Source organism: Pseudomonas sp. SK (assembly GCF_012975065.1).
Lineage (GTDB): Bacteria > Pseudomonadota > Gammaproteobacteria > Pseudomonadales > Pseudomonadaceae > Aquipseudomonas > Aquipseudomonas anuradhapurensis.
Map to the genome: position 1 here is coordinate 5,328,063 of NZ_CP051857.1, position 19,976 is coordinate 5,348,038.

The following is a 19,976-nucleotide window of genomic DNA, read 5'->3' on the forward strand; positions in this document are numbered from 1 at the left end:
GGGACAAGCCCCAAGGCTTACTGAATTTGCTCCGGCGTCACGACCACCCAGTTCTTGTCCGCCGTCACCGGCAAGCCTTCCTTGGCCTGCGCGGCGGCATTCCTGGCAATCATCCCGTTGATCTGGTCCATGTACTTGGCCTTGCGGTTGATCCACAGGTGGATACCGCCCTTGTCCACATCCACACCATGGAACTGCATGTAGCCGTCACTGGTTGGGGTGTCGCCGCCCACCAGTACCGGCTTCTTCCACTCATCGATATAGGTCAGGATGGCCGCGTGCTTGCCGGCCATCCAGGTGGCCGGGGTCCACAGGTATGGGGTCAGTTCCAGCCCGGCGTTGGCCTTGGCATCGTAGTGCCCGGCAGTGATCTGCTTGCGCGCGGTGGTCAGCTGGCCGCTGGCGCGGTCCTTCAGCAGCAGGCTCACACCAATCACATTCTCCGGCTTCACGTTGTAGCCATACTTGGGGTCGGACGCGACCATGCGCACCAGCTCCTCGGAGGCGGCGGAAATCACGTAGACCTCGATACCGTTCTCCATCAGCTTGTTGTACAGCTCAGTCTGGCCCGTGAAGACCTTGGGCGGCTGCACCTCGATGGTCTTGACCTGGTCGCCTTCGTAGTAGGTGCTGGGGATCGGCTTGCCGGAGGCCATCATTTCATCCACCTGCACCTTCAGCTCCTGCAGGGTGAAGCCCGAGAACACCTGGGCTACCCACGGGTAGCAAACCATGTCGTCGACTTCGCACAGCCGGTAGTAATAGCTGAACAGGCTTTCCTTGTGGTCGGCGGTGTCCTTGAACGGCATCAGCTTCAACGAGGGGTCGAGCTTGTCGCGGGTCAGCAGGCCCTTGTTCTCCATGAATGGCAGCAAGGCCTCTTCAAGGTCGTAACGGTAGCTGGTGTTGTCCATGTCGAACACCGCGTAGTTACCCTTGTTGGCATTGGCGGCGATCAGGCTGTCGAGCTGCTTGGCGGCCTCGGCCGGCCAGTGTTTGAGCTCGGTGGCGAAGGTTTCGATACTGAACAGCAGGGACAGGGCGGCAGCGACAGCTTTCGGAGCAAATTTCATCTACGAATCTCCTGAAATGACCCCGAAACGCTAGTGCAACAACCGCCGTCGACGGCCTTTCATAACGACCCTCATGCAGCTGCAAACGCCGCGCTCATTGCCATCCGCGACAGCGCGTTATTCCATAAACGACTATGCACATTCCATATGCGTATAAATTCGTTTGTTTTCAGGCTGTTAGCATTTCCGTTCGCAATCGCTCACAGAGGCGATGCCTCTTTTGCCTTTTTCCGCTGGAGCTTCAATGAATCTGCCGCTGTCCCTTAATCTGCTGGCGTTCCTGGCCTTGTTGCTGGGCCTGGCGCAAACCCGCCGCAGCCACTGGAGCCTGGCCAGGAAAGTCCTGCTGGGCCTGGTGGTGGGCGTGGTCTTCGGGCTGGGCCTGCACACGCTGTACGGCGCAGGCCACCCAGTGCTCAAGGCCACCATCAGCTGGCTTGACCTGGTCGGCAACGGCTATGTCGGCCTGTTGCAGATGATCGTCATGCCGCTGATCTTCGCCTCGATCCTCAGCGCCGTGGCGCGCCTGCACAATGCCTCGTCGCTGGGCCGCATCAGCGTGCTGAGCATTGGCACCCTGCTGCTGACCACTGCCATCGCGGCATTGATCGGCATCGTCCTGACCAACCTGTTCGGCCTCAGCGCCGAAGGCCTGGTGGCTGGCGCCCAGGAAAGCGCACGCATGCAGGTCATCCACAGTGACTATGCCGGCAAGGTCGCCGACCTCAACATCCCGCAGTTGCTGCTGTCATTCATCCCCAGCAACCCGGTGGGTGACCTGGCACGGGCGAAACCGACTTCGATCATCAGCGTGGTGATCTTTGCCGTATTCCTCGGCCTGGCCGCGCTGCAGCTGATCAAGGACGATGCCGAGAAGGGCCAGCGTGCGCTGTTGGCCATCGACACCCTGCAGGCCTGGGTGATGCGCCTGGTGCGGGTGGTGATGAAGCTGACCCCGTATGGCGTGCTGGCGTTGATGGCCAAGGTGGTAGCCAGCTCGAACCTGCAAGACATCGTCAAGCTGGGCAGTTTCGTGGTGGTGTCGTACCTGGGCCTGGCACTGATGTTCGTGGTGCACGGCGTCATTCTCGCCGCCAGCGGTGTGAACCCGCTGCGCTTCTTGCGCAAGGTGTGGCCGGTGTTGACCTTCGCCTTCACCAGCCGCTCCAGCGCCGCCAGCATTCCGCTGAACATCGAAGCGCAAACCCGCCGCCTGGGCGTGCCGCAGTCAATTGCCAGCTTCAGCGCCTCGTTCGGCACCACCATCGGCCAGAACGGCTGCGCCGGCCTCTACCCTGCCATGTTGGCGGTGATGGTGGCGCCTGCGGTGGGCATCGATACCTTCGACCCGCTGTGGATCGCCACCTTGGTGGCCATCGTTACCCTGAGCTCGGCAGGGGTGGCAGGCGTGGGTGGCGGGGCGACGTTCGCCGCATTGATCGTGCTGCCGGCCATGGGCCTGCCGGTGGAACTGGTGGCGTTGCTGATTTCGGTCGAACCGCTGATCGACATGGGCCGTACGGCGCTGAACGTGAACGGTTCGATGACCGCGGGCGTGGTGACCAGCCAACTGCTCAAAGAGACCGACAAGGATGTGCTGGCCGGCGATGAGCATGCCGAATTGAGTCATTCCTGACCGATTGCCGGGGGGCGCGTTGCGCCCCTGTCGCGACACAAGGCCGCTCCTACAGGGAAACGCGTATCCGTGTAGGAGCGGCCTTGTGTCGCGATGGGCTGCAAAGCAGCCCTAAAATCTCAAACCTTGTCCCAAACCTCGAAGTGATACCCAGGCTTGCCTTCCTCTGCCTGTGCCTCGCTCGACACCAGCCGCCACTGCCCCTGATCAAACTCCGGGAACCAGGCATCCCCTTCCGGCGCCAATTCCACCCGTGTCAGGTACATCCGGCTGACCAGCCCCTTCTCCAGCGCCTGCGCATACAGCTGCGCCCCACCAATCAGCATCAGTTCATCGACACCGTTCTCACGCGCCCACTGCTCGGCGCGGACCAGGGCCTGTTCCAGTGAGCCAAACACCTCGGCACCGGCCAGCTCCAGCCCTGCCTGGCGGCTGACCACGATGTTCAAGCGCCCGGGCAGCGGCCGCCCCAGGGAATCCCAGGTCTTGCGCCCCATGATGATCGGCTTGCCCAGGGTGGTGGCCTTGAAGTACTTGAAGTCCCCCGGCAGATGCCAGGGCATGGAGTTGTCGATGCCGATCACGCGGTTTTCGGCATGCGCCGCGATCAGGCTGAGAGGGAGTGATGTATTCATGCCAGCGAGGATAGCACCGGGCGTGTGGGTTATGCTTCTGCCCTGACCTGTGCAATGGAAGACCTTGTGACTGCTCCGACTTTCCTGGACAAGCGCTGGCTCACCGAAGCGGTACGCCTGCGCGAGGAACATGCCGGCCCCCTGGAGGACCAGGAAGCCAACCGCCGTGCCCGCCAAGCGGGAGGTGACCTGGCGACCCGGATTGAAACCCGTGCGCTGTTCCTGGCTGAACGCGACGGCATGAGCGTCGCCCTGCGCCACTGGAAACAGGGCGCGCGCCTGGCGCTGCTGGCCTTGCTGATACTGGCCATGCTCAGCGGCGCGGGGCTGGCCTTGGCGGCCCTCGGTGATGGCCAGCGCCCGGTAAATGTGTTCTGGGCATTGGGCAGCCTGCTCGGGCTTGACCTGCTGATGCTGCTGGGCTGGGCCATCGGCTTTGCCGCCAGCGGCGAGTATGGCGCCGGGCTGGGCCGCCTGTGGCTGTGGCTGAGCGAACGCTTCGCCCGCGACGCCAGGGCCGCGCACCTGGCCCCGGCACTGTTGGTGCTGTTGCAGCGCCAGCGTCTCAGCCGCTGGTTGCTCGGCCTGCTGGTGCACGGGTTGTGGCTGCTGGCGATGATCAGCGCGCTGGGCATGCTGCTGGCCTTGTTGGCCACCCGCCGCTATGGCTTCGTCTGGGAAACCACCCTGCTCGCTGCCGACCCGTTCATCCACCTGACCCAGGCCTTGGGCGCCCTGCCCTCGCTGCTGGGCTTCACCGTACCCGACGAGGGCATGATCCGTGCGAGCGGCGGCAGCCTCCCGGCCCTGGACCTGGCACGGCAGGCCTGGGCCAGCTGGCTGCTCGGCGTGGTGCTGGTTTATGGCCTGCTGCCGCGTCTGCTGTTGGCCGGGTTGTGCCTGTGGCGCTGGCGCCAGGGCCGTGAGCGCCTGGCGCTGGACCTAAGCCTGCCCGGCTACGCGCAGCTGCGTGAAGCGCTGATGCCACGCAGCGAACGCATCGGCGTACAGGACGCCGCGCCCGATGCCTTGCCGGCGTTCACCGCCGGCCAGCTGGAAAGCGGCAGCAGCGGCGCACTGCTGGTCGGCCTGGAACTGGACGACCAGCGCCCCTGGCCACCCACATTGCCGAAAAGCGTGACCGATGCCGGTGTGCTCGATAGCCGTGAATCGCGTAACCGGCTGCTGGAGCAGCTCAGCCGCTTCCCCCCGGCGCGCCTGGCCATTGCCTGCGACCCACGCCGCTCGCCCGACCGTGGCAGCCTGGCGCTGCTCGCCGAACTGGCACGCAATGCCGGCGCAACCCGCATCTGGCTGCTACAGGCCGCACCGGGCCAGGCCCTGGACGCGCAGCGCCTGGGTGACTGGCACGAAGCCCTCGACCGGCTTGGCTTGCCACATGCCGATACCTCACCACTGACCTGGCTGGAGCATGGCCATGACTGAGCCACTGAAACTGGCCGTGGTCGGCCACACCAACGTCGGCAAGACCTCGCTGCTGCGCACCCTGACCCGTGACGTCGGCTTCGGCGAGGTATCCCACCGCCCCAGCACCACCCGCCATGTGGAAGGGGCGCGGCTGTCGGTGGACGGTGAGCCCCTGCTGGAACTGTACGACACCCCGGGCCTGGAAGACGCCATCGCCCTGCTCGACTACCTTGAACGCCTGGACCGCCCGGGCGAGCGCCTCGACGGCCCGGCCCGTCTGCAGCGTTTTCTGCAGGGCAGCGAAGCGCGCCAGCGTTTCGAACAGGAGGCCAAGGTGCTGCGCCAGCTGCTGGCCAGCAATGCCGGCCTGTATGTGATCGATGCCCGCGAGCCGGTACTGGCCAAGTACCGCGACGAGCTGGAGGTACTGGCCAGCTGCGGCAAGCCGCTGCTACCGGTGCTCAACTTCGTCGCCAGCCACGCGCATCGCGAGCCGCAATGGCGTGAAGCCCTCGCCCGCCTTGGCCTTCACGCATTGGTGCGGTTCGACAGCGTGGCCCCGCCAGAGGATGGCGAGCGCCGGTTGTACGAAAGCCTGGCGCTACTGCTGGAAAACGCCCGCCCGGCCTTGCAGCGGCTGATCGACGACCAGCAGGCGCAGCGCCTGGCACGCCGGCACAGCGGCAAGCGCCTGATCGCCGAGCTGCTGCTGGACTGCGCCGCCTGCCGGCGCAGTGTCGAGGCCGAGCCAGCGGCCGAGGCCCGGGCCATCGAGGCGCTGCGGCAAGAGGTACGCCAGCGCGAACAGCGCTGTGTCGAAGCGTTGCTCAAGCTGTATGCCTTTCGCCGCGAGGATGCCCATGCCAGCGACCTGCCGTTGCTGGATGGCCGCTGGGGCGACGACCTGTTCAATCCGGAGACCTTGAAACTGCTCGGCGTGCGCCTGGGCAGCGGTGTGGCGGCCGGTGCTGCGGCCGGTGCCGGGGTCGACCTACTGGTAGGCGGCCTCACCCTCGGCGCGGCGGCACTGGCCGGGGCAATTGCCGGAGGCGCGCTGCAAACCGCCCGCAACTATGGGTCGCGCCTGATGGGCAAGTTGAAAGGCAAGCGCGAGCTGACCGTGGACGATACCGTGTTGCGCCTGCTGGCCCTGCGTCAGCAGCAGTTGCAGGTCGCGCTGGAAAATCGCGGGCATGCAGCGCAGGACAGCATTCGCCTGGAAGCGCTGGATGAGCAGACCTGGCGTGAGGGCAAGTTGCCGGAGGCACTGGTGAAGGCGCGGGCGCATCCGCAGTGGTCCACCCTGAGCCCTGGGGCGAAGCTGAACCAGGCGGAGCGGCAGGAGCAACTGGAGGCGCTGGTTTCGCAGATCTGAGCCTGCAGGCCTGGCCTCATCGCCGGCAAGCCGGCGATTGGGCCAGTGCTGGCAGTCAGCATTTCAAAGTAACGCCAGCGCCTTCTGTTTCAACTCATCCAGGTCGAGCAGCGCAACGTCGACCTGTTTGGCTCTCTCGTCCCAATCCCGCATCCGCAAGCTCACCTCGAACAGCGGGTCGCGTTCGAACGCATCCGCCTCGGCCTCGTTCATCACGCCCCCCTGATATCCCAGCGTGCGCCGGCTCGCCTCGCTCAACCGCTGGTAATACCCCGGCTGGCGCAAGGTCAGGTAGCGCTTGGCCTCCACGTGGTTCTGCACCAGCCGCGCCATGCGCTCGCCAAAGCCACAGCGGCGCAGGTACTCGGCGCCGATGCGTTCATGGCTGACCACGCCATAGCCGCCCATGCTGGCGTCACCGCCGCACAGGTGGCCGATGTCGTGGAAGAACGCCGCCAGCACCACTTCATCGTCAAAGCCCTCGGCCATGGCCAGTTGCGCGGCCTGGGACATATGTTCGAGCTGAGTGATGGCCTCGCCGATGTAATCGTCATTGCCGTGGCGCTGGTAAAGGGCAAAGATGCTGTCGATGATCTGGGTTGGGGTAGGCATAACAGCCTTCTCCTGGCGTGATTGCGGTGCTGGATGCTGCGCGGGCACGCCCGCGAAGAGGCCAGTGCGGGTTACTGCTGGGCGACCTTCTCCGATTTGCCGTCATAGCGCTTGCGCCACTCGGCCAGGATCTGGTCACGGTTCTGCGAAGCCCAGGCAAAGTCGTTGTTGATCAACCGCTGTTCGTAATCCGCCGGCAACTCGGTCTGTGGCTTGGCGATACCCGGCGCGGCCAGCACGGCAAAGTTCTCCTTGTACAGCTGCATGGCCGCCGGGCTGGCCGAGAAATCAGCCAGGCGCCTGGCCGCATCCGCCTTCGGCGAGCCCTTGATCACTGCGGTCGCCTCGATCTCCCAGCCCAGGCCTTCCTTCGGCAGCACGATGTCCAGCGGCGCGCCCTGGCGCTTGAGCTGCACGGCCGGGTACTCGAACGAGATGCCAATCGGAAACTCGCCCGCCGCCGCCAGCTTGCACGGTTTGGACCCGGAATGAACGTATTGGCCGATGTTCTCGTGCAAGGCATCCATGTAGGCCCAGCCCTGCGGCTCGCCAAAGGTCTGCAACCAGGCACTGACATCCAGGAAGCCGGTGCCGGACGAGGCCGGGTTGGGCATGACGATCTTGCCCTTGTACTCGGGCTTGGTCAGGTCCTGCCAGCTGACCGGCTTGCTCAGGCCCTGCTTCTCGGCCTCGATGGTATTGAAGCACAGGGTGGCAGCCCACACGTCCATGCCGACCCAGGCTGGCGGGTTGGCAGCATCGCGATAGTTGCCGGCGATCTTGTCCAGGTCCTTGGGTGCATAGGCTTCAAGCATGCCGTTGTGATCGAGGATGGCCAGGCTCGATGCTGCCAGGCCCCATACGGCGTCAGCTTGCGGGCGGTCTTTCTCGGCCAGCAGCTTGGCGGTGATGATGCCGGTGGAGTCACGGACCCACTTGATCTCGATGTCCGGGTTGGCCTTCTCGAAGGCCTGCTTGTAGCTCTTCAGCTGTTCGGCTTCCAGCGCGGTGTAGACCGTCAGTTGGGTAGCCGCGGCCGAGGCCTGCAGGCTGAACACGGCGGAAACGGCAGCGGCAATTGCAAGGTGCTTGTGCATGGGTAGGTTCCTTACAGGTCAGACGGTCGCGGCGCGTTGGCGCCAGGCTTGGGAGCGGCGCAGCAGGCCGCGTGAGGCTGCGGCCAGCAACAGTGAAGCGCCAGCACTGGTCAGCAGGATCAGGGTGGACATCGCGGCGGCACCGCCGACGTTGCCGGCGTCGTCCATGTTCAGCACGGCGACGGCAGCCAGGATGGTGTCGGGGCTGTACAGGAAGATCGCCGCCGAGACGGTGGTCATCGCCGAGACGAACAAGTAGCGGATGATGTCCAGCAGCGCCGGCAGGCAGATCGGCACGGTCACCCGCAGGAAGTGCCGGTACAGCGGAGCCTTCAGCGATAGCGCGGCGGCCTCGAACTCGCCGTCGAGCTGGCGCAGCGCGGTGGTCGCGGTCATCTGTGCGGTGGTCAGGTAATGGGCAATGGTGCACACCACCAACAGCCCCATGCCGCCATAGAAGACGTGCAAGGGGTTGCCGTTCAGGTTGAAGAAGAACACGTAGCCCAGGCCCAGTACCAGGCCCGGCACAGCCATGGGGATGAAGCTGAGCAAGCGCAGCGCCTGGTTGAGCAGGCGTTGGCCCTGGGTCTTCTCCATCAGGTAGGCACCGGTGAAGATCACCATGCTGCCGATCAGCGCAGTGCCGACGGCCATGGTCACGCTGTTGCGATAGGCCAGCCAGCCGCCTCCGGCGGTGTCCTCGAACATGTAGTGACGCAGCGACAGCGACAGGTTGTAGGGCCAGAAGGTAACCAGCGACGAATACACCGCCATGCCAATCACCAGCAGCAACGCCGCACACACCAGCAGCACGATGGCCAGGAAGCAGGCATCGCGGGCCCGTGACGGCTTTGCCTCGAACACCTGGGCACGACCGCTCATGGCCTCGCCCTGGCGTCGGCGCAGCCAGGCGTCGACGGAAAAGCTCAACAGCGCCGGCACCAGCAGCACCATGCCGATCAACGCACCACGGCCAAACTGTTGCTGGCCGACCACGGCCTTGTAGGCTTCCAGCGCCAGCACCTGATAATCACCGCCAACCACGACGGGTACGCCGAAGTCGGTGATGGTCAGGGTGAACACCAGGCAGAACGCCGCAAACACTGCCTGGCGCGTGGCCGGCCAGGTGATGCTGACAAAGGCCCGCCACGGCCCGGCGCCCATGCTGGATGCGGCGTCGAACAGGCGTGCATCGGCCAGTGAGAGGGCCGACAGCAGGATCATCAGCGCATGTGGGAAGGTGTAGATGGCTTCGCCCAGCACAATGCCCCAGAAGCCATAGATATTGTCGCTGAGCAACCCGCGCAGAAGCCCCTGGTTGCCGAACAGGTAGACCAGGGCAATGGCCGGTAGCATCGACGGCGCGAGCAGCGGTAACAGGGAAATGCCCCGCCAGAGGCCCTTGGCCGGGATCAGCGTGCGTTGCAACGCATACGCGAACAGATAGGCCAGTGGCACCACGATGGCCGCGACGGTGGAAGCGACCGCCAGGCTATTGCCCAGCAACCAGTGGAAGTTGGCACTGGCGAACAGCTCGCCTGCCGCCACCAGGCCGCCACCCTGGCCCGCTTCGGCGCTGAAGCCGCGCCAGAAGATTGCCAGCAGCGGCATCAGCACCGCCACCAGCAGCAGGATCAGCAGCAGGCTCTTGCCGCCGACGACGAACAACCGGTCACCCCGGGCGACGCCAGCGTTTCGAGCGGCTTGGGCCTGGCTCAACGGCAGGGACATTGGCGCGGCCATCTCAGGCAAACACCTGCAGGCACTGTGGCGGCAGTGCCACCCAGATGTCCTGCGAGCCCAGCCGTGGCATGGCCTCGGGGGCCAGCTCGGCCAGCAGCGCATGGCCTGGCAGGGCCTTGAGCTCGAAGCGCATGCGGCAGCGGTTACCGAGGAAGGTGATCTCGCGGATCAACGCCGGGAACAGGTTGTCTTCGGGTACCGGCGGGTTGACCGCGATCGCCTCCGGGCGACAGAACAGCCGGCCACTGCTGGCTTGGGCCGCACCCGGCGCCAGGCGCATGTTCATGCCGCCCACCTGGGCATGGCTGTCGCCGCTGCGCTGGAACGGCAACCAGTTGCCCTGGCCGACAAATTCGGCAACGAATGGCGTGGCGGGCTGGTCGTAGATTGCCTGCGGGGTGGCGTACTGCTCGACCCGGCCGTTGTTCATCACCGCAATGCGGTCGGCCATCAGCATGGCTTCGTCCTGGTTGTGGGTGACCATCAGCGTGGTGATGCCCAGCTGGCGCTGCAACTGGCGCAATTCGCTGCACAGGTGCTCGCGCACGCGGGCATCCAGCGCCGACATCGGCTCGTCGAGCAGCAGCAGGGAGGGCGCCGGTGCCAGCGCACGGGCCAGGGCCACACGCTGTTGCTGCCCACCGGAGAGCTGGCCAGGGTACTTTTTCTCGCTACCGACCAGGCCTACCAGTTCGAGCATGTCGGCCACCCGCTGGCGGGCCTGATCGCGGCCGCTGCCGGCCAGCCCGTAGGCGATGTTGGCTTCGACGCTCAGGTTGGGGAACAACGCGTAGGACTGGAACAGGATGCCGTAGTCCCGGGCCTGGGGTGGCAGCGCGGAGACATCACGCTCGCCGATGAACAGCGTGCCGCTGTCCTGGTGCTCCAGGCCGGCGATGCAGCGCAGCAGGGTGGTCTTGCCGCAGCCGGACGGGCCCAGCAGGCACACCAGCTCGCCGGCGTTGATGTCCAGCGAGACATCATTGAGCGCGGTGAAGGCACCGAAGCGCTTGTGGATGTTGCGCACTTTCATCGGTGCGCCGGAGGTGGTGGGGTTCATGGCAGGGCCTCATCGAAGAGATGGGGCCATGCTAGGAAGGCTATGCGAAGGTTGTGTGGCTTCAGGGCAAAAGCCGGCAATAGTGGTATAGGCAGATTTTGTAGGAGCGGCCTAGTGTCGCAAAAGGGCTGCGAAGCAGCCCCAGCAGTTTTTTGCGGTGAAGCTGAAATCCCGGGGCTGCTTTGCAGCCCTTTCGCGACACAAGGCCGCGCCTACAGGCTGTGCCGGTCTTGAATCAGAAACGCGGACCCGCCACCTCTTGTGCCACCCCCAGGAAAGCGGCCGGCAACCTGGCCTGACGCCGCTCCTTCAGGCAATACAAGTACTCGTGCATCACCGGCGCGTTTTCCAGTGCCAGCACCCGCAGTTCGGGGTTGTGCGGCACTTCGTGCCGGGCAATCACGCTGATGCCGATATTGCGCAACACCGCCTCGCGGATCGATTCACGGCTGCCAATTTCCAGCAACGTGCCGGCCGTCACCCCGGCTTCCCGCATCATCTGCTCGGTCAGCTTGCGCGTGGTCGAGCCTTTCTCGCGCAGCAGCAGGCAATGCCCGGCCAGCGCCTCGATCGAAACCGCCTGGTGATGGGCCAGCGGATGGTTGCGGTGCACCGCCACCACCAGCGGGTCGGTACCCAGCACGCGCCGCACCAACCGCGTATCCTCCACCAGCTGCGACGAAGCGGCGATATCTACCCGGTACTCCTCGAGCATCTCCAGCACCTGCTGCGAATTGCCGATCTCCACTGCCACCTCCACCTGCGGCAGGCGTTCACGGTAGATCTTCACCAGGTCGAGAATGTAGTAGGGCGCGGTGGCCGCAATGCGCAAGCTGCCCTGGGCCTGGCCGCTGTTACGCAGTTCGAATTCGATGTCGGCCTCCTGCTGCAGCAGCGCCTTGACCATCGGCAGCAGGCGCCCGCCCTCTTCGCTCAGCACCAGGCGCCGCCCGCCGCGGTAGAACAGCTCCACCGCGTACTGGCTTTCCAGGTTACGAATTTGCGTAGTCACCGTGGGCTGGCTGAGCCCGAGCTTCTTCGCCGCCAAAGTGATGCTGCCCAGGCGGGCCACCATGTAGAAGGCTTTGAGCTCCGAACTCAGCATGCACGTCCTCTTATTTGCGCAACAGGCGCAAGCCGTTGAACACCACCAGCAGGCTGACGCCCATGTCGGCGAACACTGCCATCCACATGGTGGCCATGCCAGCAAAGGTGATCGCCAGGAATACTGCCTTGATACCCAACGCCAGAACGATGTTCTGCATGAGGATCGCCGCACTTTGCCGCGACAGCCTGACGAAGGCCGGGATTTTCCGCAAGTCGTCGTCCATCAACGCAACATCGGCAGTTTCGATGGCGGTGTCGGTACCGGCCGCCGCCATGGCAAAACCGATCTCGGCACGGGCCAGCGCCGGCGCATCGTTGATGCCGTCCCCGACCATGCCCACCCGGTGGCCCTGGGCGTACAACGTTTCGATGCTCTGCAGCTTGTCGCCGGGCAGCAGGTTGCCTTCGGCGCGGTCGATGCCGACCACGGCAGCGATGGCCTGGGCGGTATGCGGATTGTCCCCGGTCAACATGACTGTCTTGATGCCCAATTCATGCAGCTCGGCGATGGCCTGGCGGCTGCTGTCCTTGACTGTGTCGGCCACGGCGAACAAAGCCAGCGGGCCGGAGCGGTCGAGCAGCAGCACCACCGTCTTGCCCTGACGCTCCAGCGCATCCAGCTGGGCCTCCAGTTGCGGCGAGCACAACCCCAACTCCTCGACCAGGCGGTGGTTACCCAGGTGGTAGACCTCGCCAGCGATGGTACCCCGCACGCCACGGCCGGCCAGGGCCGCGAAATCTTCGACCTCGGCCAGGGCCAGGCCTTGTTGCCTGCCGAACTGCGCGATGGCGCGCGACACCGGGTGGTCCGAACGCTCGCCCAGGCTTGCGGCCAGGGCCTGGGCGCGACCTTCGAACAGCGGCTCCAGTACCTTGGCATCAGTCTGCACGGGCTTGCCATGGGTGATGGTGCCGGTCTTGTCCAGCGCCAGGAAGTCCAGATGGCGGCCGCCCTCCAGGTACACGCCGCCCTTGATCAGGATACCTTTGCGTGCGGCGGCGGCCAGGCCGCTGACAATGGTCACCGGGGTTGAAATCACCAAGGCACACGGGCAGGCCACCACCAGCAGCACCAGGGCGCGATAGACCCAGTCGGACCAGCCGCCCGCCAGGAACAGCGGCGGTATTACCGCCACGGCCAATGCAATGGCGAACACCACCGGGGTGTAGATGCGCGCGAAGCGGTCGACGAAGCGCTGGGTCGGCGCCCGCGCACCCTGGGCTTCCTCGACCGCCTTGATGATCCGCGCCAGGGTCGATTGCCCGGCAGCGGCGGTGACGCGAAACTCCAGCGCCCCCGCCTGGTTGATGGTGCCGGAGAACAGCTTGTCGCCAACCGCCTTTTCCACCGGCAGGCTTTCGCCGGTGATCGGCGCCTGATCGACGCTGGACTGCCCACTTGTCACTTCGCCATCCAAGCCGATGCGCTCGCCGGGGCGTACCCGCACCAAGGCACCGATGGCCACCTCGCGCACCTCCGTTTCGTGCCATTGGCCATCGGCCTGGCGCACGGTGGCCATGTCCGGGGCGAGCTGCATCAGGCCGCCGATGGCATTGCGTGCCCGGTCCAATGAGCGGGCTTCGATCAGTTCGGCGACGGTGAACAGCACCATCACCATGGCGGCTTCCGGCCACTGGCCGATCAGCACGGCGCCGGTCACGGCAATGCTCATCAACGCGTTGATATTGAGGTTGCGGTTCTTGAGGGCGATCCAGCCCTTCTTGTAGGTACCCAGGCCACAGCCCAGGATTGCCGCCAGCGCCAAGGCCGCCACCACCCATTCTGGTGCCAGCGCCCAGAAGTGCACGATTTCGGCGGCGAGCGCGGCAACGCCCGACAATGCCAGCGGCCACCAGCGAGCCTTGGCCGATTGAGGCACGCGGCGGGTGCCTTCATCTGCACTGCCAAGCGGCTCGGCTTTCATGCCCAGGCTGCCGATGGCCTGCTCGATTTCGGCAGTGCCGTTAAGGGTGTGATGTACGCCGAGTATGCGATTTATCAGGTTGAATTCCAGCTGCTCGATGCCCGCCAGCTTGCCCAGCTTGTCCTGGATCAGTGTTTGCTCGGTGGGGCAGTCCATGGCCTCGATGCGGAAACGGCTGAGCTGGGCGTGGCTGCTGGCCTGCGCGCTGACCTGCACCTTGGCAGGTGCGGCGGAGGCTTCACAGCAGCTGTGGGCGTGGTGGTGATGCTTATGTTCGTGGCTGACAGGCTGGTTCATGAGTGCGTCCTTGATTTGCGCCTGTTGCCAAGTGAACACCCTGTAGCCACTATAGGGTCAAGCCACTTGCTGGAGATTGGGTGATGAAAATCGGAGAACTGGCCAAGGCCACCGATTGCGCGGTGGAAACCATCCGCTATTACGAGCGCGAACAACTGCTGCCGGAGCCGGCGCGTACAGAGGGCAACTACCGTTTGTACACCCAGGCTCACGTCGAGCGGCTGACCTTCATCCGCAACTGCCGCACCCTGGACATGACCCTTGACGAAATCCGCAGCCTGCTACGCCTGCGCGACAGCCCCGACGATTCGTGCGGCAGCGTCAATGCGCTGATCGACGAGCATATCGAGCATGTGCAGGCACGCATCGATGGCCTGGTGGCGTTGCAGGAGCAGTTGGTGGAGCTACGGCGGCGCTGCAATGCACAGGGGGCTGAGTGCGCGATCTTGCAGCAACTGGAAACGAACGGGGCGGTATCGGTGCCGGATACCGAGCATTCGCATGTGGGGCGTAGTCACGGGCATTGAGCCCAAAAAGCTTCGCGGGCACGCCCGCTCCCACAGGGACCGCGCCGCACCTGAAGGCTGCGCTGTACCTGTGGGAGCGGGCGTGCCCGCGAATAGGCCAGTTCAGGCAATAGCGATCAGTCAGACCGCCATCGGCGCCGTCATCGGCGCATGGTGCTCATACCCTTCCAGCCAGAAATCACTTGGCTCGATCTTCTCCAGCCACTCCGGCTCGTACTTGCCAGTCTCGGCAAACGCCGGCACGCGGTCGCTGATCACCAGCTTCGGCGCTTCCAGCGGCTCGCGCTTGAGCTGTTCGTTGAGCATGTCCAGGTGGTTTTCATACACATGGGCATCGCCGATGAAGTAGGTGAACCACCGCGGGGTGTAGCCGGTCAGGCGACCGAACAGCGACAGCAGGGCCGCGCCTTCGGTGAGGTTGAACGGTGTACCCAAAAATTTCTTCCGACACCATACATGCACATTTCACCGTAGATTCTGGCTTTCACGCCGCAAGTGCTTGTGTGCAAAACAAATATCGCACAGTACGACACGAATAGCAAGGCATATATGCAGCAATCACATGCGGCTCAAGCCCAGTGTTTACGTGGCCTAGCGGCCAACCAGCGTTCGTCGGGTCAACCACGTCCACATCCCCTCCCTCTCGCTATACTTCCTACTAAATGGCACAGTGCCTCCATGGCATTTATTGCCGTGAATTGCCTCTCTATCGCGAGCGCAGGAGCTCACCGGAGAGCTGATTCTTGGCTGCCAAATCCTCGAGTCCTGTCGCCTCCGGCGATGGGGAAAGCAAAGGCTGCGGCCCCTTTGGAAAGATCGTGTTATGGATGGCGTAATCTTCAAGCAAACCGGTCAGTACGCAGTGTGCTGTGTTGAAAACTTTTCTGATGAGCTAAAGACCACGATACGAGACAACCTAACGCGTATCTGCCATGGCGCCGATCTCGCCAGCCGCAGCTCGATCATGTTCAAGTATGCAGCCACCCTCAAATCATTCTGGGATCGCTATTCGACTAAAGATGATAAGACGCGCATTGGTATGCTTGGAGAACTCCTGGCACACGTGATCATTCTTAAAAAGCTTGATAGCTTCGATGTCATTTCCCCGTTCTTCAACATGGAAGAAAAACACATCAGGAAAGGCTTTGACCTCGTCCTGTACGAATCCGCTTCGAATGAAGTGTGGATCACCGAGGTGAAGTCGGGCGGAGCAGGCACAAGAACCTCTTGCGCAGCTACTAGTGCCTTGCTGGCCAAGGCTCGAGATGACTTAAAGGGTCGACTTGCCGAGGCCGAAACGAACCATTGGCACAACGCGATCAATGCCGCCCAGAAATCAATCAGTGAAAGTAAAGGCTACAAAGAATCAGTTCTTGAGATTCTAGGTCTAGAGGGTGACAACGCCTACCTGAACACTGCTGTTGCCTCAGACAACAATGTCGTTCTGGTATCTGCGCTATTCAACGATGCGACGCGAAAAGTAGAAGAGAAGACAGTCGAACATTTCACAAACAAGCTGATAGCCAACCCGATATTCAAAACCGTTCTAGTGCTATCGCTACAGAAAGGAACGCTTCAGAAACTAGAAGATTTCCTCCGCACAGAGGCAGGATGCTAAATGCAAGAGATCACCATTAAGGAACTAGCAAAAACCCGTTTCAAAGACATCTACATGAACCTTCTGCGCGGTCACGAAATGTCCGACGGGGAAACTGTAAAGCTGCTCGCTATTGCTGTATTACTACTTAATCACAGCGCGGCAGAGATTAAGCGTCTAGGTTATCGAATCACCCTATTTTATGGAAACCTTACTGGCCGATACGAGCCTCTTTACGACGTAGCCGTGAACAGCGGCCTTCTTCCAGTTTCTGCCGCTATCGGAAAGTCGTTTGAACAAGATGAACGGCTGAGTAACTCTTTTATCCAGAATATCGTGAGCAGCTATGTAGATACCTTCCGCGACCAAGGAATGGTGCTTACAGAGCAGCAGGATATTTTGAGAACTTTCGTACAAGCCGAGTATGAAAATTCATCAGTTGTAGTAGCTCCGACCTCCTACGGCAAATCAGAGCTGATCATCAAGTCCGTTAGAGACAATCCTGAAAAACGTGTACTCATTCTTGTACCGTCAAAAGCCTTACTAGCTCAGACAAAAAAGCGGTTGATTTATGCTGACATCAACGACATGGGCAAAGTCATCACGCATCCCGAGATGTATTCTCCTGAACGAAATAGCCGCGTTTTTGTGCTGACTCAAGAACGACTGAATCGCATGCTTAATGAGCATAGTTATTTAAAGTTCGACATGGTGTTCGTGGACGAGGCACACAACCTCCTCCAAGGCGATAGCCGAAACGAACTATTGGCCACAATGCTATGTATCTTGGGTGCTCGTAACCCCGACGCTTCCTTCAAGTTTCTAACCCCGTTTCTTTGCAACGAGCTTAATGTCCGTGTTCGCTACTTGGACATGACACCGAAGGGATTCAGGATTGATGAGTATATTAAATCCGAGCGCTTCCTTGTCAGAGACTTCAGAACGGGAAAAAATGATGGAAAGCTTAAGCTCTATGACCACTTCCTTAACCACTGGATTGACCTAGATCGCAAGCACAATAATTGTTTTGATCTTATAAAAAGTGAATCACTAGCCAAGAACATTATATATGGGAACACCAAAAAACGGATTGAGCAATTTGCGCTTGAGCTAGCCGAAAGCTTGCCAAACATTGAATGCCCACTGATTCAAACAGCTTGCGACGAACTCGAAGAAACGTTCGACAAGCGCTATCGACTCATCGCCTGCCTACGAAAGGGTGTGATGTATCATCACGGTTCAATCCCAGACACCATCCGCCTTTATCTTGAAAATTTGTTCAACCAGTCCAAGGCAATGAAATACCTGGTATGCAACTCAACGTTGCTTGAAGGTGTAAACTTACCAATCGAACGACTGTTTATATTTGACTATTCCAAAGGAAAAGGAAATCTGACCTCCTCACAGTTCAAAAATTTGATTGGACGGGTAAACAGATTCAGTGAGGTATTTGACCCCAAGGCGGGTTCTGCACTGCAAAAGCTTGAGTCCAGCATTTACCTTTTGGGTGTTGATGAGTACACCCACAAGAGAGCGAATCTCAAGACCTTCTACGAAAATTCCGTAAACGTCTCGCAGGAAGACGAAGACACGGTCAACAATGTTCTCCTCGAAGCATCAGACATAAGTGATGACAAGGCCGCCCTACGCCACAAGGACGCGGTATCTAGACTTGAAAATCTTCAGCCAGGCGTTGTCACTGGCGAAGAATGCAAATATGTAAAGACAGAGGTTGGCCGTTTAATGATCGCCAACAGCGTCAGCGAAATCGACGTATTTGCTTCAGAAGAAGAAGTGGACGAAGCCATTAGCCTATCACTCGAGGCGAATGGGCCAATCAATACCGCAGACCGGCTCTTAACCGACATCAAGACTTGTTTCATCGAAAAGTTTCATGCAGGAACAAAAAATAGCGACATGCTGCGCCTAAAAAATCAGGCAGCCTTGGACTTTTACGCAATGTTCCTGGATTGGAAACTAAAAAAGCGCACTACAAAACAAATTATCAGGCACACGTTAAAGTACTGGGAAGATCTCCCCCAAACGAAAGGCACCGACTATGTATACGTGTCAAGCTGGGGCGACACCAAGTACAGAAATAGCCATAGCGCTCACTATGTAAGAATTTCACGGAAGAACGACGTAGAACGAGTCAATCTCGCAATTGTAAGGCTTAAAGACGAAGATGACTTTTTTGATAATAAGATCTTCAGGTTCCTTGAAATCCTTAACGGGGTGGGAGCCGTCGAGCCTAGCTTCTACAAGCGAGTCAAATACGGCACCGATGATGAATCAAAAATCAAATTGATTCGCGAAGGCTACAGTCGCGGATTATCCGAACTGTTGCTTGATCGATACCCTCGGTATGTGCGCATGAATGCGAATGGTGAGATTGAGGTCAGTTCCCATGTAATCGCACTGATGAGAAAGAACGAAGAAAGTGACCTGCTGATTTTCGAGGCCCAGATGAACCTTAAGCCTGTGCCAGCGCAATCGTCGTAGCCCCACAGAGAGCTGAAGGATGATGCCCGCTCGCCTGGTTGATATCGGGAGGGCGGGCAGGACTCGGAGGCGGCCAGCAGAACACCTATCAGTCAGCCTGGAGGGTATAGACCGCCTTCCGCTTTCCATACACCGCGATTTTCATAACCTCATTGCCAGCGCTTGCAGCCTCTGCAACCTTGATGAGCTTGACCATGCTGTTGACCGTGCTCGTCTTAGACTGGTACTTGAACCGTTCGATTTCGGCCACGGAGCAGGCACGGTAGGCCGTTCGGATCACCCCGGATCTCTCTAGAAGGTCGATCTTTTCGGGCGAAATCCATGAGATCAGCTCAGTGATTTTGCTGATTTTCTCGTGCAGGTGGGCCACTGCTTGGTGCTCATCATTGACGTTGAAGCGCTTCCAAGCGGGTTCGTGGTGGAACACTCGATTTCGGAACTTCCTTACCAGCGCAACCTGATCTTTGCACCCGGCCAGCATGGCGCTCGCCTGACTCGTTGGCCACTGGCCCTTGAAAACCCGCCCAAGATTCTTCGGCCAGATAAGGTTGTTGCCCATATATTCGTTGTCCAGAACGAATTCCCACGTGGAGAATTCCGTTTTGGATACGACCTCTTGGTGGTCTGGCTGCCCACTGACCTGCCGGTTTTTGCGCTCGTACCAGGCGGTGTTGAAGGCCGACCCGAAATTTTTAGTCAGTTTCGCGACCGCATCGGGCACCTGGCCTCCGGGAGTAAAGCTCTTGTACTTAAGCGTCTTTGCCTTCCACCAAAATTTCCCAAGATCAGCCGTCAGGGCGGTGTCAATCGAGTTCCGCAACGTGACCTCCGCCGCGCTGAGTAGGGGGTAGAGAACGCCACATACGTGCGAGTTCCACAGGTAGGCCCCCACTAGCTCAGCGTCATTGCTGGTCGAAAATACCTTGCTGTAGCTGGCGATTCGGTGAGAGCTGATGAGGTGGTCGATCAGCTGGGGTCTATACTGGATGGTATGCGGCATGCTCGGCTTCCTACTGGCCAGGTGCCTGTATAAAGGGGGTTGACATCAGTGTCAACCGCTCGTAGGATTGAAAAACGGTTGGCATTGAGCTCCAATGAGCGAAAGCTTACGACTCCTTGCAAAGACCACGAAACACCCGCCCCGGCCTTGAGCCGGGGTTTTCGTTTCTGGAATATAAATACTCATTTCGCCCCCTCGTACACGTCGCCTCCCCCGTTATCATCCCGCCTCCAAACCGCCATTCCTGCACCTGAGAAGCGCCCTAAGTCGTTCACGTATTCCTTGCTAGTCAGCCGTTAGGCTACCATCGAGCTGCCACCATCTAGCCATCACCTTGGTAACGCTCGTTTAGGCCTTCAGGC

General features: G+C 60.9%; 15 protein-coding genes and 1 pseudogene. 6 read left to right on the forward strand and 10 right to left on the reverse strand.

The window, feature by feature from the left end; translation table 11 throughout:
• Positions 1–17 precede the first annotated feature (17 nt).
• Positions 18–1,073, reverse strand: coding sequence for a haloacid dehalogenase-like hydrolase (locus HG549_RS24220; RefSeq protein WP_170033455.1), 1,056 nt, complete (start codon positions 1,071–1,073; stop codon positions 18–20).
• A 244-nt stretch (positions 1,074–1,317) separates the two neighbouring features.
• Between HG549_RS24220 and HG549_RS24225 the strand changes: the two genes are divergently transcribed.
• Positions 1,318–2,709 carry an L-cystine transporter gene (locus HG549_RS24225; protein WP_170033457.1) on the forward strand — a complete coding sequence of 464 codons (1,392 nt, stop codon included), beginning with the start codon at positions 1,318–1,320 and terminating at the stop codon, positions 2,707–2,709.
• 119 nt (positions 2,710–2,828) lie between these two features.
• Here HG549_RS24225 and HG549_RS24230 read toward each other — a convergent pair whose 3' ends face one another.
• On the reverse strand, positions 2,829–3,344 hold the full coding sequence (locus tag HG549_RS24230) for a dihydrofolate reductase (protein WP_170033459.1): 516 nt from the start codon (positions 3,342–3,344) through the stop codon (positions 2,829–2,831).
• 54 nt (positions 3,345–3,398) lie between these two features.
• On the opposite strand from HG549_RS24230, the gene HG549_RS24235 reads away from it, so the two are divergent.
• Together HG549_RS24235 and HG549_RS24240 are read left to right on the forward strand one after the other, a co-directional pair.
• Positions 3,399–4,790, forward strand: coding sequence for a DUF2868 domain-containing protein (locus tag HG549_RS24235; protein ID WP_170033461.1), 1,392 nt, complete (start codon positions 3,399–3,401; stop codon positions 4,788–4,790).
• Complete coding sequence (locus tag HG549_RS24240) at positions 4,783–6,147, forward strand: GTPase/DUF3482 domain-containing protein (protein WP_170033463.1); 1,365 nt, start codon at positions 4,783–4,785, stop codon at positions 6,145–6,147. The genes HG549_RS24235 and HG549_RS24240 overlap by 8 nt, the downstream gene beginning before the upstream one ends.
• A gap of 63 nt (positions 6,148–6,210) precedes the next feature.
• Here HG549_RS24240 and HG549_RS24245 read toward each other — a convergent pair whose 3' ends face one another.
• The 6 genes from HG549_RS24245 to HG549_RS24270 all read right to left on the reverse strand — a co-directional run bounded on the left by HG549_RS24245 (position 6,211) and on the right by HG549_RS24270 (position 13,988).
• Positions 6,211–6,759, reverse strand: coding sequence for a phosphonate degradation HD-domain oxygenase (locus tag HG549_RS24245; RefSeq protein WP_170033465.1), 549 nt, complete (start codon positions 6,757–6,759; stop codon positions 6,211–6,213).
• Positions 6,760–6,830: 71 nt separating this feature from the next.
• Complete coding sequence (locus HG549_RS24250) at positions 6,831–7,856, reverse strand: putative 2-aminoethylphosphonate ABC transporter substrate-binding protein (protein ID WP_170033467.1); 1,026 nt, start codon at positions 7,854–7,856, stop codon at positions 6,831–6,833.
• 18 nt (positions 7,857–7,874) lie between these two features.
• Entirely contained in the window at positions 7,875–9,599 is a 1,725-nt protein-coding gene (locus HG549_RS24255) for a putative 2-aminoethylphosphonate ABC transporter permease subunit (protein ID WP_170033469.1), read from the reverse strand.
• A gap of 1 nt (position 9,600) precedes the next feature.
• On the reverse strand, positions 9,601–10,659 hold the full coding sequence (locus HG549_RS24260) for a putative 2-aminoethylphosphonate ABC transporter ATP-binding protein (protein ID WP_170033471.1): 1,059 nt from the start codon (positions 10,657–10,659) through the stop codon (positions 9,601–9,603).
• A 235-nt stretch (positions 10,660–10,894) separates the two neighbouring features.
• Positions 10,895–11,764, reverse strand: coding sequence for a LysR family transcriptional regulator (locus HG549_RS24265; protein ID WP_170033473.1), 870 nt, complete (start codon positions 11,762–11,764; stop codon positions 10,895–10,897).
• 10 nt (positions 11,765–11,774) lie between these two features.
• Positions 11,775–13,988, reverse strand: a complete 2,214-nt coding sequence (locus HG549_RS24270) for a heavy metal translocating P-type ATPase (RefSeq protein ID WP_170033475.1) — start codon at positions 13,986–13,988, stop codon at positions 11,775–11,777.
• An 83-nt stretch (positions 13,989–14,071) separates the two neighbouring features.
• Between HG549_RS24270 and cadR the strand changes: the two genes are divergently transcribed.
• Positions 14,072–14,515: a cadmium resistance transcriptional regulator CadR gene (gene cadR, locus HG549_RS24275; RefSeq protein WP_170033477.1), complete on the forward strand. Its 444-nt coding sequence runs from the start codon at positions 14,072–14,074 to the stop codon at positions 14,513–14,515.
• A 120-nt stretch (positions 14,516–14,635) separates the two neighbouring features.
• Here the strand turns inward: cadR and HG549_RS24280 are convergent.
• Positions 14,636–14,950 (reverse strand): annotated as a pseudogene (locus HG549_RS24280) (thymidylate synthase); the annotation flags it as partial.
• A gap of 388 nt (positions 14,951–15,338) precedes the next feature.
• Between HG549_RS24280 and HG549_RS24285 the strand changes: the two are divergent.
• Both HG549_RS24285 and HG549_RS24290 read left to right on the forward strand, forming a co-directional pair.
• Positions 15,339–16,133, forward strand: a complete 795-nt coding sequence (locus tag HG549_RS24285; protein ID WP_047596034.1) for a Hachiman antiphage defense system protein HamA — start codon at positions 15,339–15,341, stop codon at positions 16,131–16,133.
• On the forward strand, positions 16,134–18,614 hold the full coding sequence (locus tag HG549_RS24290; protein ID WP_170033479.1) for a DEAD/DEAH box helicase: 2,481 nt from the start codon (positions 16,134–16,136) through the stop codon (positions 18,612–18,614).
• Positions 18,615–18,702: 88 nt separating this feature from the next.
• Here HG549_RS24290 and HG549_RS24295 read toward each other — a convergent pair whose 3' ends face one another.
• The gene (locus tag HG549_RS24295; RefSeq protein ID WP_047596032.1) at positions 18,703–19,614 is read right to left on the reverse strand and encodes a CAAX protease; all 912 of its coding nucleotides are present in this window, start codon (positions 19,612–19,614) and stop codon (positions 18,703–18,705) included.
• Between the last annotated feature and the right edge of the window lie 362 nt (positions 19,615–19,976).